Source organism: Limnospira sp. (assembly GCF_051859755.1).
Taxonomy (GTDB): Bacteria; Cyanobacteriota; Cyanobacteriia; order Cyanobacteriales; family Microcoleaceae; genus Limnospira; species Limnospira fusiformis.
Genome location: NZ_JBIMLI010000145.1, coordinates 1 through 12,280, shown reverse-complemented (window position 1 = coordinate 12,280; position 12,280 = coordinate 1). Strand labels below are relative to the sequence as shown.

Below are 12,280 nucleotides of genomic sequence, written 5' to 3'. Positions count from 1 at the left end.
AGTTATAGGTATGCTTAGGCATTCAGATCCTGATGAGATTTGACCAATATCAGGGTTAGCTATTAGATAAATTTAACGGATTTTGGCTGATGCTGGTGGGGGAGTAATTCCCCATTGGTTTAGGCGTTTATCTATATTTTGGAGGATGGTAAAATCTCCGGCGGGGAGGGGATGACTCGAACTGCCTAAATAACCATTTGGCGGCGCTTCCTGGGATTCTAGGAAGCTGAAAGCCTGCCGAAAAGCCGGGGGGGTGGCTGTTATCGGTGCGTCAAAATGGCAGGGAATAATCCGGTTAAAATTCCACTCGCAAACACGATCCGCCCAGGCGAGGGTCAGTTGTGGCGAACGATTCAAGATCAGGGTTTGCAGAATGGGAGCCACTAATATATTGCCGTCTCTTCGGAGGGTGTTAAAGGCTTCTTCCCAGCCCGATCGCCACTGGAAGGGAAATAAACCAAAATAGGCTTTTCGAGAGCGATCGCTTGCTTTTAAAGCATCACTGAGAGCTTGCTTGAATGGCACTGGCTCTAATGTATCTGGTTGGAAATACAGGGAAAATAGGGTGATTCGCTGCCATCCTTTTTGGCGGGTGGTCGGGTGATCTGCCACGGTTTGAAAGGCATTATCTCGCGCGTGGAATAACAGAGGATAGGCATCTAGTTCCACTATGGCTGGGGGTTGTTCGGGAATAGAAATTATCGTATCTGTCAGTAATAAAGTTTGCGATCGCCAATGGAAAAATGCCACTTCCTCAAAGGTTCCTAATCCCAAATCAATCGGGCCTAAAATCGCATAACTAAACTCGCGGGAAAACGGAGTCTCAGAACAATCTGCTGGTAAAATATGGGTACGTTTCGGCGGTAAACCTAACCAACTTAGGGGTAATTTTAACGGATAACTCCATTGATCTGGAGCCACAAAAACCTGAGCTTTCGGAAACTTCCGCGCAAAGGGACCGACAAACACTTTATGCTCAAGACCGGAGGTGGTGGGGAGGATAATATAGCGCACCTCTCCATATTCAGCTACTAACTCATTCACCAGTCTAATACATTCAGGAGTAGGAGCCACAGGAGCATAAACTAATAATCCCCCCATATCCAACCGAATGACGGTCATGCGAATGGGAACCACCACATACAGAATACCTTGGACCTGTTCAAAAGTCCAAATGCGATCGCTGACTACTTCCCGGCGAATAGTCCGACGCTGACTAAATGGGTAGAGGGGGACTAAGGGCCACCATGGCCAACGCCAGTCTGAAGAGTGACTGAGGGGGTTAGGGTGTTCCGGTTGACTTTCCACTGGTATTACGGTTCATAGCACTTATTAGAGGTTATCAGAAACCTGGTTTCTAGGGGAAAATTAGATAATACTCAATCATGATAACTAAGCGATCGCCCTACCAATGTCCACAGCCGCCGATATCCTTATCCTCTCCAACGGTCCGGGAGAACTAACTACCTGGGTGCGACCAGTCCTAGAAGCTATTAGATCTCAAAATAGCCATCTGGATCTGAGAACCTCCCTGATTCTATCACCTTGTCCTAACGCTACCGGTAACGAAGTAGAAATCGGGCGATCGCTTTTAGCCATTGACCGCATTCAGGGTCCCCAACACTTCTGGAAATTTTTACTCTCAGGAAAAACTGCCCAAAATTGGGATTGGCGAGAAAAGGGTTTAGTCTTATTTTTGGGCGGCGACCAAGCCTTTACCCCGATTATTGCCCGCCGCCTGGCATATCAAAGTATAGTTTACGCAGAATGGGATATCCGTTGGTGGCGATGGATTGACAAATTTGCCGTCATGAAACCCGAAACCATTAGCCGTATACCTCACTTATACGCCTCAAAATGCACTGTTATAGGCGACTTGATGGCTGATGTTTCCCCCCCCACCCAGGAGCCAATCCAGCCTTACTCGCTGCTACAGCCACCTCTGACCGAACTTATCGCTCTGCTTCCTGGCTCGAAAATGGCTAAACTGGTTCAGGGTGTGCCTTTGACTTTGGCGATCGCTCAATATATCCACCAGCGCCGCCCTCAAACTCAATTTATCATTCCTGTCGCTCCCACGGTCGAGGTCTCTACCATTGCACAACTGGCTAATCCTGAATATAACCCCATCCTTAGTTATTTCCCCGGTGTGGCGGCGGATCTCCAACAGATAGGTGATCAATTTATCCTACAAACCAAAACTGGCTTAAACGTGAGTCTGTATACTCAAAACCCCGCTTATCCCCTACTTTCCCGCTGCTGTTTCGCTGTCACCACCGTGGGGGCTAATACTGCGGAATTGGGTGCTTTAGCTATACCTATGGTGGTTTTGCTTCCTAGTTATCAACTTGATGCTATGCGTGCGTGGGATGGTATCCCAGGGATTTTAGCCAATTTACCTGGTGTTGGTGGCTTCCTGGCTAAGGGAATTAATAGCCTAGCACTATCGTATATACAACGTACTGGTAAATTATTGGCTTGGCCGAATATTTGGGCCGGTTCCGAAATCGTCCCGGAATTTTTGGGGAGGCTACAACCAGAATTTATTGGCGATCGCATTTTGGAATATTTGCAAAACCCCCACCGTCTCCAAACTATTCGCGATCGCTTGCGACAAGTCCGGGGACAACCTGGAGCCTCTCAAAAATTGGCTAATATGGTACTTGAAACCTTGTCACAATAGTTGGTAAATTGGGATAAATTAGTATCTATATCAGCAACAGGAGATAGGTTAATATGGGATATGCCATTGACGTTAATCAGGATAATTTTCAGGCAGAAGTTATTGATAAGTCTTGGGAAACATTGGTGATGGTCGATTTTTTTGCTACCTGGTGCGGCCCTTGTCAAATCATGAAACCCATACTAGAGCGACTGACCACCGAATACGATTTTATCTTAGCCAAGGTCGATGTAGATCAGAATCCTGAATTAGCTAGTCAATATGGTATTCAGGGAGTTCCTGATGTTCGTATGGTTACCAAAGGAGAGGTTAAACCTGGTTTTGTGGGGGCGATCGCTGAACCGCAACTGCGGGAATTGTTGGCGGGGTTTAACCTTAAATCAGAGTTAGAAAATGGATTGTCCGCTATTGACAATGCTACTCATTCCGGTAATCTCAAACAAGCTAAAAATTTGTTTGATTTTTTGTTTGAGAAATATCCCAATCATCCCGAACTAATTATTAAAGCTGCTCAGTTTCTCATTGCCGTTAATGAAATTGAAGCCGCCCAAAAAATGTTGGCAACTATTAGACCCGATAACCGAGAGTTTCATGCTAAGGCGCGTGCTGTCGAAAAATTGATTGAATTTCGAGTCGCTGCTGAAAACCCTGGAGAAACCGAAATAGAACAGCTTTATGCTCAAGCCTGCCAGCATATCATTAATGAGGAATATGATGCGGGTCTTTCATTATTTCTAAAGATTGTCGGCATTAGTCGTAAATATCGCGAAGATGGCGCTAGAAAAGCTATGATCGCAGTGTTTGACCTTCTCGGACCAGATCATCCACTTATCCCTCAGTATCGTAAGCAGCTTATGCTACAATTGTATTGATGGTGCTGGATAGGCTATCAACAGTTAAAGCAGTCAGGGTGTCCAAAAATAGCCAAATAGTGAGGAGTAGTAATTAATTGATTCACGGGTGAGGTGGTAACTGGTTAGGCAGCTATCCTAAATTGTTAATAATTACCTTCGTGATGATCTATGAATAAAACACTAGCTATTCTGGGAGAATTGAGCGATCGTGACCTGGACTGGATTATTGCTAATGGTCAGCAACAGCAACTTGAGTCTGGCATGGTTTTAATTACAGAAGGTCAGCTAATTGAAGCCCTTTATATCGTTCTTGATGGTACATTGGTGGCATCAGTAGCCGCCTTGGGAAATCGAGAAGTGGCTACACTGGGTATAGGAGAAGTTATCGGAGAAATGTCTTTTGTTGATGGTCGTATGCCTTCAGCAACAGTTAGCGCCAAAGAACCTTGTTTAGTCTTATCGGTTCCTCGTGAAAAATTATCAGAAAAATTGGAGTGGGATGCTTTGTTTTCTCTGAGATTTTATCGAGCAGTAAGTAAGTTTTTGTCCTATCGTCTCCGAAATACTGTGACCCAGTTTGGTCAACAAAAACCATTACCTTCTGAAACTAATAGTTCTACCACAGAAATTGAGCAATCTCTCGATGAGGACGGATATCGGTTTCGGGAAATTATACAACGTCTGCGAGGTGAATATGTAGTGCCAACCTAAACGGGATGCCTAAGACCCATGGAGAAACTTGGCGATCGCCCTAGGTAGAATTTGAACAAGATCCGGTTTTGGGTTAAAATATTAAAAGCGGATTTAGTCAAGAGTGCTTCCATAATGACAGAGCAGATCAACGAAAAACTCTCCACTCCCAAAAGCCTAGAGGCGATGAAGCGATTCGCCGAACAGTATGCTAAACGAACTGGAACCTATTTTTGTGCGGAACCTTCAGTGACAGCCGTAGTGATTGAAGGACTTGCCAAGCATAAGGATGATTTAGGTTCTCCCCTATGTCCCTGCCGCCACTATGAAGATAAAGAGGCAGAGGTCAAAGATGCTTTCTGGAATTGTCCTTGCATCCCTATGCGGGAACGCAAAGAGTGCCATTGTATGCTTTTCTTAACCCCAGATAATGATTTTGCCGGAGATCAGCAAACCATTGAGATGGAAGTGTTAGAAGAAGCCAGAAAAAGCATGGTTTGAGCTACCATATCACCAGTAACTAGGGAACAGGTAAAAGTTATTTTACCCCCCTCTAACTCCCTCTAACTCCCCCTTATTCACAGGGGGATTATATTATTTATGTAATGTCGCGGGTTGTGCTATAGGTAAGGATAAGACAATGGTTAAAGATATTCCTCCTGAGTTTTGGCAAGGAATTAATGAGTTTAATCAAAGGGAATTTTACGCCTGCCATGATACTTTAGAAGCTATCTGGATGGAAGCCGGAGAACCCGAAAAGCGGTTTTATCAAGGCATTTTACAAATTGCTGTTTCTCTGTATCATCTCAGTAATGATAATTGGCAAGGAGCAGTTATTTTGATGGGGGAAGGAATTTCTCGCCTGGGTTACTATCAGCCGAGTTATTTTGATATTAATGTCGAGAAATTAGTGACGGAAACGGCGACCCTATTAAAGGCTTTGCAAGAATCAGGTAAGGAAAATGTGCAGGATTTTAGAGAAGGTTTGGAAAACCATAAAACTGGGATTTTGCCAACCATTGAAATTTTAGATACTACGTCTTTATAGGTTGAGCGTAATGGATTGAAAAACCACTTGGACAACAGCAAGCTGCTCTCAGGAAGATTCTGTTGACTATCAGAAAGAAACTGACGTAATACTGGTTGCCATACACGGTAAAATCAGAAAATATCCCGCCATTAGCTTGGATTTTTCCAGAGATTGTGTCAAAGTGAATCGGGAAATTAGGTTGTAGGGTAATATGACAAAACTCCGGGTTGCACTGTTATTTGGTGGATGTTCGGGAGAGCATGAGGTGTCCATTACCTCGGCTAAGGCGATCGCCAATGCACTCTCTATAGACCCAAACCCCAGTAAATATGAGGTAGTCCCCATATATATAGAAAAAAATGGGGTGTGGCATAGAGGGACCGAGGCGGAAGCGGTTTTAGAGTCGGGTCAACCCCTAACAGTGACAGGGGAAGTGATACCAAGCGATCGCATTCCTGACCCCGCCACTGTAAAGGATATAGACCTTTGGTTTCCCATTCTTCACGGTCCTAATGGGGAAGATGGCACAGTTCAGGGTATGTTAACCTTAATGCAAGTGCCTTATGTGGGTTCGGGAGTTCTCGGTTCTGCGGTTGGTATGGATAAAATCGCCATGAAAATGGCTTTTTCTCAGGCGGGAATTCCGCAAGTGCGTTATCAAGCAGTGCGGCGTAGTCAAGTATGGTCTAACCCCTGTATTTTCCCGAAATTATGCGATGACCTTGATGCGGCTTTGGGTTATCCCTGCTTTGTGAAACCTGCTAATTTAGGGTCTTCTGTTGGCATTTCCAAAGTGCGATCGCGTCAGGAACTCGAAGCGGCTTTAGATGCTGCGGCTACCTATGATCGGCGAATTATTGTGGAAGCAGGAGTCGAAGCCAGAGAACTAGAATGTGCTGTTTTAGGCAATGATTATCCGAAAGCGTCCGTGGTGGGAGAAATTAGCTATAACAGCGATTTCTACGACTACGAAACTAAGTATACTGATGGCAAAGCTAATCTGATGATTCCAGCGCCTATTGATACAGCGATCGCTTCTAAAGTCCGAGATATGGCGATCGAAGCCTTCCTCGCCGTCGATGCTGCTGGACTAGCGCGGGTAGATTTCTTCTATATCGAAAAAACCGGAGAAGTCTTGCTGAATGAAATCAACACCCTCCCCGGTTTTACCGCTTTAAGTATGTATCCGCAACTGTGGTCAGCCACAGGAATCAGCTTTCCAGAATTGGTAAATCAACTCATTGAATTAGCCCTAGAAAGGCATACCCAAGCCGCTGAAGCCCGCTAATTTACTGCCCAAATACCCCCCATAAATCTGCCTTGAAAGACCTGGTAAGGTGGTAATCATCCCCCCCCCTTAGCTGGGGGGGTTAGTGGTCGTTAAATCGCCGGATTCAGGGCGGAAAATCGCAATTTAGCTTAACCCTAGCCAAGCTAGTAGTCCCTGTTTGGTGAAATATTCGATCGCCAAAGTAATCACAAACCCAATCATCGCCGCGCGACCATTGAGGCGTTCCGAATAGGAGTTAAACCCAAATTTGGGTTCTTGTAAGTTGGGGGTTGTAGTTGGTTGAGGGGTTTCTGTCATTAGATGTTGAGTCCTGAGAGCATCACATTCAATTATAATATAATAATTTGTGTCTTGGCGACAGAGAACAGACAAACATAGAGGGGGAGGATAGAATAACCCATCAATAGATAGTCATTATTAGGATGATTAGATTTAACTATATCCCATCAGGTGATCAAACAAAAATCGGGAGCCAACCACACCCCCACCGCAGCCGATTAAATTAAACCACAGTCTTTTAGTCGTTGGGTGATGGTTTCCAAGTGTAGCCACCATTTACCCCCATTCATTACCCAAATGCGGGTGGGAAGGTGTCCTGTAGGAATATTCAAATTATAGCGAAAGCCGAGTGAGGGGTCGTGTCCGATAGACTTTAGCCAACCGACGCGATCGCAAAATTTCCCATAGTCTGACTCTTCCTGTAGATAAATTTGGGCTTGAATACTAAACCCAAAGCGATGATTACTATACTTAACCCATAAGTTATCTAAGATGGTCAAATCTTCACAAGGTAACTTATTCAAATCGCTATAATGTAAGTAGGGTCGTCCGCCTTTACCTAACGCGCGACATAACATAATCCAGGTTTCTCGGTCAGCTTTTCGCCATCTATGGGTCGCTAATAATTTCTGTAACTGTCCATAGTCTCCACCCCTCTCGGAAGCCAAATATTCATCATCTGGGGGTTGAGTTAAGGCGGGTATGATTCGCCCTAACATTGCCTGAAAATTATCCTTTAAATTGTCAGTTAAATTCGCAGGTTGAGATGATGGGGGGGAGGTTTTATGCTTCCTAGTTTTTGAGGCTTTATGGGCGGTTTTAGGTGGGGACTGAGGTTTGAGAACTTTCTGGGTGGGAGGGGAGGTCTTGGGGGGTGATGTGGAGATAGCCGCTAACACTTCCGCCGCCGAATTATAGCGCTGTAGGATTTGATTATTGACTAATTTATCAAGGACTTTTCCTAATTTATCGCTAACCATACGTTCGGGGGATAAAAAATCGCGCCAAACCCATTTTTCGAGGACGGTATCATATAAATCCCAGGGGGAAACTCCGGTAAGTAAATATAAACAAGTTGCGCCTAAACTATATAAATCACTAGCTGGAAATACTCGCCCGCGAGTTTGTTCTGGTGCCATAAATTCGGGGCTACCGATAATCGTTCCTGTGCGACTAATGGTGGTGGCTGTTAGTAACTTAGCCACGCCAAAATCAATTAATACTATCAGACCATTTTCGATTATTTTAGATTCGGAATTTATCGATTTTCCCGAGGGTCGAGGGGGTGGCGGCGGTAATGGTACAGGGCGATCGCGAATTGACTTTGAGGATAAATTACCTATCGCTGCACTGGTGCGAGTTTCCCCTATGGTATCTGGGTTATTAAAAGCTATAGGAGAGGGTGGTAAAGGGTGTCTAAGACGGCGACGGATGAGGTTGGCTGGCTTGATGTCTCGGTGAATAATATCGCGATCGTGAACAAATTTAAGCACTGGTAATAAATCTCGTAATATCTGCCAAATTTTGGGTTCATCAAATAATCCATCGTGTTCAAATTCTTGTAATAACGTTTTCCCCGGAATATACTCTTGAACTAATAGCAAAAGTTGATGTTCTTCAAAATAAGCTAATAGCCGGGGAATTTGAGGATGTTCCCCCAAACAATCTAAGCGCACCGCCTCTTGATTAAATAACTTGACAGCATGATTATAGCTGGCATTTTTTTCGGGAAAATCAAACTCTTTAATTACACAATGAGGATGGGATGGTCTGCTTTCATCTCTCGCCAAAAAAGTCCGACCAAATCCTCCTTGTCCAATGGGCTGTAGGGGGCGATAACGGTTGTGTAACAATAGGGAAAATCCACAACTCTGACAGTATTTTTCCTGGTCAGAATTTTGGGGTTGTAAACACTTTGGGTTAATACAATAACTCATGTTTTTGTGGGTGTTAACAGCATTTTCTAATCAGGCAATTTATCCAAATTTACGGCGGGACGGGAAAATTTCGGCTGTCGGTTATAACGCTAGTCTCAGGCGGTTTTGAGAGGCTTTGAGGGCGGACTGGGGCGATTGTCCTAATAGTGTAGCCTCGATCGCTCTACCCAAATTTTCGGAAATGCGACTATATCCCGCAATATTCGGACGAGATACCGCCCAATTCATCTGCTGTAAAAAGACATTCAAAGCTGGTTGTTTAGCCACATATTCTTGATAACGGGGGTCAAGGCGAGTTGTTAAATTAATCGGCAAATATCCGGTTCCTAAACTCCACTCCGTTTGAAATTCCGATCCGACTACATATTCGAGAAACTCTAAGGCGGCTTTTTCTCGGTCTGGGGTGGTTTTCATCACAAACAAATTTTCACCCCCAACTACCGCCGCCTGTTGATTTTCCGCCGGAATAGGAAACACTCCATAATCAATACCAATTTGGTCGAGATAACCTAAAGTCCAAGGTCCGGTAATTTGCATCGCTACCCTACCAGAAATAAAGTTATCCTGTTCATAACCTCTTTCCGGTGCGGAGAGAATTGCTGAACCATCTTCTATCAAATTTGACCAAAATTCTAAGGCGGCGATCGCCCCAGGATTAACTAAATTGGCTTCACCATTTCTGACTAATTCTCCACCCGCACTATACATAAATGGTAGCCAGGTAAATACCGTCCATTCCCCTTTACCTAGGGGTAATACTATCCCATACTTCTCCCCTGCTGCTGTCAATTTGGCGGCGGTTTCTCGGAACTCTGACCAAGTGGAAGGTATGGTCTCAATTCCGGCGGCTGCAAATAAACTCGGACGATAAAAAATGGCTGTATTATTAGTTGCCATAGGTACAGACCAAATCTGATTTTCTAATTCCATTCCTGTCCATAAAGCCGGATCAATTTCTGCCTTTACCGGGGAGTTATTTAACCAATCTTGAATCGGTTTAATGGCATCTAGTTCTACCAGTTGACCTGTAATAATTGGTGTATACCATAAAATATCTGGCGGCGCATTTCCGACTACTGCGGTTAAGATTTTCGGCATTTGTTGATCAGGTTGACCTATATAAAGCGCTTCTACCTGAATATGGGGATGGTCTTGATTAAAGCGATCGACTAACTTTTGGAAAACATCCCGGTTGGGTGGGGGATTAATTCCATGCCACAAAGTTAGGTTAATCACTCCCTCTGTTGTCGGGGGTTGAAATTGACAACCACCCACTAATATACATAAACCTAAAATTAGGACAATTTTACTCCACCATTTTAACGGGCTACTTGAACGGTGATTATCTGGAGATTTTGCCATGGTTTTATGCCTCGTTTTTGGGCTACAGTTGGGTTTGTTGTTGTACTAAATCTTCAGTCAGAGTTGCTAGTTTTTTTAAGTCCGCTTCTAATTCTCGCGCCCTTTGTTTATAGGTTTGTTTACGTTTGAGTGCCTCCCTGGCTAGGTCTTCCCGGTTTTGCTTCATGGCGTTAATTGCTACTTGATGCCAGGATTTCATTTCGGCTAAGGCTTCTTGATATTGGGGTTGAATATCATTCCACGCGGTTCTAATATCGGTTAAGGCATTATTAATTAACTGCGGTAAATTATCGTTGGGCGCTGTTCGTAAGGCTGTGGCGATCGGGTCGTTTAAATTCTCAACATTTATATGGTTGATAACTGGAATAAAATCACGAATTTGTCGGCTATCACTCACTCCGGTTACACACCAGGTGGCAAAATGTTCACAGTTATTAAATAGTAGATTATATTTGCGTTCCCCTAGCCGACTTTCTGCCCTTTGTATGGTGGTCTCGGGAATATAGCGGACTGGATAACTGCGAATATAAACTGGTTTACCTTTGCTAAAAGTTCTCAAGGATGTTCGTTCAATGGTTTCGCTGGGTTTGCGGTAATGGATAACTGTCCCGTCTCCACAGTCAATACCGTGATGTTCGTAGACTCCATCCATATTCAGAAATTCCCGGTAAACATAAATCTGATCTCCTCGCGCCATAGGACTCCACCTAACAAACCATTATCCTTCATAGTTTGACATAATTTAGTTGAGTTGACAGCGAATTGGTGATTATACCACAAACAGTGAAAACAGTCAACTGCGATCGCCTCATTTACTGGGGGATTTCCTCAACAATATACTATCAGGGAGGTGATTTAGATTCGAGGGTTAACCGTCAAGACTTGGTTAACAAGATTATACCATTAAATAAATCTTTAGTTTTGACAGGGAATCATTGTTATATAATGGGAGGAAAGGCTTTTGACATTATACTTAAACTTTTGAACAGGTCAAGGGCTGAATACGCCCATTGACAAACCATCAAAGGGCGCGAGTCCCTCAGTGAATTGATGAGGTAAGCCAGTCGGGTAATTTTGGCCAGTCCATAGAGTTTTTTGGTATATAGGCGATCGCCATAATTGGGCTGCACAAAGCTAATATTTCACTCTATTATATTATTGAATTTAACCCAGATTTCAATAAGCATCAAGGAGAATAATTATGTGTCTTAATGAAACCTCCCCAGCTACCATTCTCGCAGTGGATGATAGTCTAGTAATCCAAAAAATGGTGCGACAAACCCTAGGGGAAAATTATCGAATTTTAGTAGCCAGCAATACCCTAGAAGCCTTGGGACAATTACATCATGATTCGATTGATTTAATGTTGTTAGATATTGCTATGCCGGGTGTAGATGGCTTAGAATTATGTCGAATTATTAGGCGGACTCCCCATTTAGAAAAGTTACCGATTATCATGTTAACTGCTAGGGATACTGTCTGCGATAAAATTGAAGGGCGTTTAGCCGGCGCTACTGAATATTTAACTAAACCTTTTGACCCAGAACAACTACAAATAACTGTGCATAAAATTCTGACTGTAGCCGGACAAATGCAGTAGTTACATAGAGATACTTATCAATATATACTAAGTAATAAGTCGCCCCCAAAATGGGGGTTAAGGCGGGTTGATTAATATGGTAGGTGGTCAATGTAATTAACAGCTTTAGCCTCCCGCATCATCATATCATTATCCATTACCCTAAATCCCCCTGCCAAAAAGAACGCGATCGCGCCTTTGCGAAACTCCGGGAATTGGGTATCGATCCAGAAACCCTCTGATAATTGTGAGCAAAAGTTCCTCTCCCTCTCTGGGATTCAGATTGAGGGCGAGGGCTGATTCCACAACCGTTCTAGGGTCGCTATATAATAGGTGAATATTGATTCATCCGGGTACTGAATGATGGTTCAAACTCCTATCCCCCCTCATATCCTCTACCCCGACTCTGATGGTAAACCGATGGCGGAAAATACCCTCCAGTATGGCTGGATTGTCCGGCTAGTCAGCAACCTTAAACAACTTCTCAAGTCACAGGTAGCTTTTGTGGCGGGGGATTTACTCTGGTATCCCGTCCAGGTAGAACGTCCCCCCGCTCCCAGACAAGCCCCTGATGC

13 protein-coding genes and 1 pseudogene are annotated in these 12,280 nt (G+C 44.0%); 9 read left to right on the top strand and 5 right to left on the bottom strand.

All coding sequences use genetic code 11. From position 1 onward, the window contains the following. Positions 1–72: 72 nt before the first annotated feature. The gene (locus tag ACTIE0_RS19865; protein WP_006670562.1) at positions 73–1,308 is read right to left on the bottom strand and encodes a DUF4336 domain-containing protein; all 1,236 of its coding nucleotides are present in this window, start codon (positions 1,306–1,308) and stop codon (positions 73–75) included. A gap of 103 nt (positions 1,309–1,411) precedes the next feature. On the opposite strand from ACTIE0_RS19865, the gene ACTIE0_RS19860 reads away from it, so the two are divergent. From ACTIE0_RS19860 to ACTIE0_RS19835, 6 genes are all read left to right on the top strand, one after another. Then, positions 1,412–2,683 (top strand): glycosyltransferase family protein, encoded by a 1,272-nt coding sequence (locus tag ACTIE0_RS19860; RefSeq protein WP_006622856.1) that lies wholly within the window; start codon positions 1,412–1,414, stop codon positions 2,681–2,683. A 53-nt stretch (positions 2,684–2,736) separates the two neighbouring features. Then, a complete protein-coding gene (locus tag ACTIE0_RS19855) occupies positions 2,737–3,555 on the top strand; it encodes a tetratricopeptide repeat protein (RefSeq protein ID WP_006622855.1) in 819 nt (272 codons plus the stop codon). A gap of 150 nt (positions 3,556–3,705) precedes the next feature. Continuing rightward, positions 3,706–4,248, top strand: coding sequence for a cyclic nucleotide-binding domain-containing protein (locus ACTIE0_RS19850; protein ID WP_006622854.1), 543 nt, complete (start codon positions 3,706–3,708; stop codon positions 4,246–4,248). A 114-nt stretch (positions 4,249–4,362) separates the two neighbouring features. Next, a complete protein-coding gene (locus ACTIE0_RS19845) occupies positions 4,363–4,728 on the top strand; it encodes a ferredoxin thioredoxin reductase catalytic beta subunit (RefSeq protein ID WP_006617433.1) in 366 nt (121 codons plus the stop codon). A 139-nt stretch (positions 4,729–4,867) separates the two neighbouring features. Further along, a complete protein-coding gene (locus tag ACTIE0_RS19840) occupies positions 4,868–5,275 on the top strand; it encodes a DUF309 domain-containing protein (RefSeq protein ID WP_006622852.1) in 408 nt (135 codons plus the stop codon). Positions 5,276–5,468: 193 nt separating this feature from the next. Then, positions 5,469–6,545, top strand: a complete 1,077-nt coding sequence (locus ACTIE0_RS19835) for a D-alanine--D-alanine ligase family protein (protein ID WP_006670563.1) — start codon at positions 5,469–5,471, stop codon at positions 6,543–6,545. A 126-nt stretch (positions 6,546–6,671) separates the two neighbouring features. On the opposite strand, the gene ACTIE0_RS19830 is transcribed toward ACTIE0_RS19835, so the two are convergent. The 4 genes from ACTIE0_RS19830 to ACTIE0_RS19815 form a co-directional block, all read right to left on the bottom strand. Beyond that, complete coding sequence (locus tag ACTIE0_RS19830) at positions 6,672–6,845, bottom strand: hypothetical protein (RefSeq protein WP_006622850.1); 174 nt, start codon at positions 6,843–6,845, stop codon at positions 6,672–6,674. Between the two features lie 200 nt (positions 6,846–7,045). Further along, positions 7,046–8,764, bottom strand: coding sequence for a serine/threonine-protein kinase (locus ACTIE0_RS19825; RefSeq protein WP_006670564.1), 1,719 nt, complete (start codon positions 8,762–8,764; stop codon positions 7,046–7,048). Between the two features lie 81 nt (positions 8,765–8,845). Continuing rightward, positions 8,846–10,126 (bottom strand): ABC transporter substrate-binding protein, encoded by a 1,281-nt coding sequence (locus ACTIE0_RS19820; protein WP_006622847.1) that lies wholly within the window; start codon positions 10,124–10,126, stop codon positions 8,846–8,848. A gap of 22 nt (positions 10,127–10,148) precedes the next feature. Beyond that, entirely contained in the window at positions 10,149–10,823 is a 675-nt protein-coding gene (locus ACTIE0_RS19815; protein WP_368664019.1) for a lecithin retinol acyltransferase family protein, read from the bottom strand. A 504-nt stretch (positions 10,824–11,327) separates the two neighbouring features. Between ACTIE0_RS19815 and ACTIE0_RS19810 the strand changes: the two genes are divergently transcribed. The 3 genes and pseudogenes from ACTIE0_RS19810 to ACTIE0_RS19800 all read left to right on the top strand — a co-directional run. Further along, positions 11,328–11,726 carry a response regulator transcription factor gene (locus ACTIE0_RS19810; protein WP_006622844.1) on the top strand — a complete coding sequence of 133 codons (399 nt, stop codon included), beginning with the start codon at positions 11,328–11,330 and terminating at the stop codon, positions 11,724–11,726. Positions 11,727–11,809: 83 nt separating this feature from the next. After that, a complete protein-coding gene (locus ACTIE0_RS19805; protein WP_006622843.1) occupies positions 11,810–11,947 on the top strand; it encodes a hypothetical protein in 138 nt (45 codons plus the stop codon). A gap of 118 nt (positions 11,948–12,065) precedes the next feature. Further along, positions 12,066–12,280, top strand: a pseudogene (locus tag ACTIE0_RS19800) (Uma2 family endonuclease); the annotation flags it as partial.

Excerpts from the sequence above, each read along its gene's own strand:
- ACTIE0_RS19860 (WP_006622856.1), top strand. The coding sequence starts at position 1,412 with ATGTCCACAGCCGCCGATATCCTTATCCTCTCCAACGGTCCGGGAGAA.
- ACTIE0_RS19855 (WP_006622855.1), top strand. The coding sequence starts at position 2,737 with ATGGGATATGCCATTGACGTTAATCAGGATAATTTTCAGGCAGAAGTT.
- ACTIE0_RS19850 (WP_006622854.1), top strand. The coding sequence starts at position 3,706 with ATGAATAAAACACTAGCTATTCTGGGAGAATTGAGCGATCGTGACCTG.
- ACTIE0_RS19845 (WP_006617433.1), top strand. The coding sequence starts at position 4,363 with ATGACAGAGCAGATCAACGAAAAACTCTCCACTCCCAAAAGCCTAGAG.
- ACTIE0_RS19840 (WP_006622852.1), top strand. The coding sequence starts at position 4,868 with ATGGTTAAAGATATTCCTCCTGAGTTTTGGCAAGGAATTAATGAGTTT.
- ACTIE0_RS19835 (WP_006670563.1), top strand. The coding sequence starts at position 5,469 with ATGACAAAACTCCGGGTTGCACTGTTATTTGGTGGATGTTCGGGAGAG.
- ACTIE0_RS19830 (WP_006622850.1), bottom strand. The coding sequence starts at position 6,845 with ATGACAGAAACCCCTCAACCAACTACAACCCCCAACTTACAAGAACCC.
- ACTIE0_RS19825 (WP_006670564.1), bottom strand. The coding sequence starts at position 8,764 with ATGAGTTATTGTATTAACCCAAAGTGTTTACAACCCCAAAATTCTGAC.
- ACTIE0_RS19820 (WP_006622847.1), bottom strand. The coding sequence starts at position 10,126 with ATGGCAAAATCTCCAGATAATCACCGTTCAAGTAGCCCGTTAAAATGG.
- ACTIE0_RS19815 (WP_368664019.1), bottom strand. The coding sequence starts at position 10,823 with ATGGCGCGAGGAGATCAGATTTATGTTTACCGGGAATTTCTGAATATG.
- ACTIE0_RS19810 (WP_006622844.1), top strand. The coding sequence starts at position 11,328 with ATGTGTCTTAATGAAACCTCCCCAGCTACCATTCTCGCAGTGGATGAT.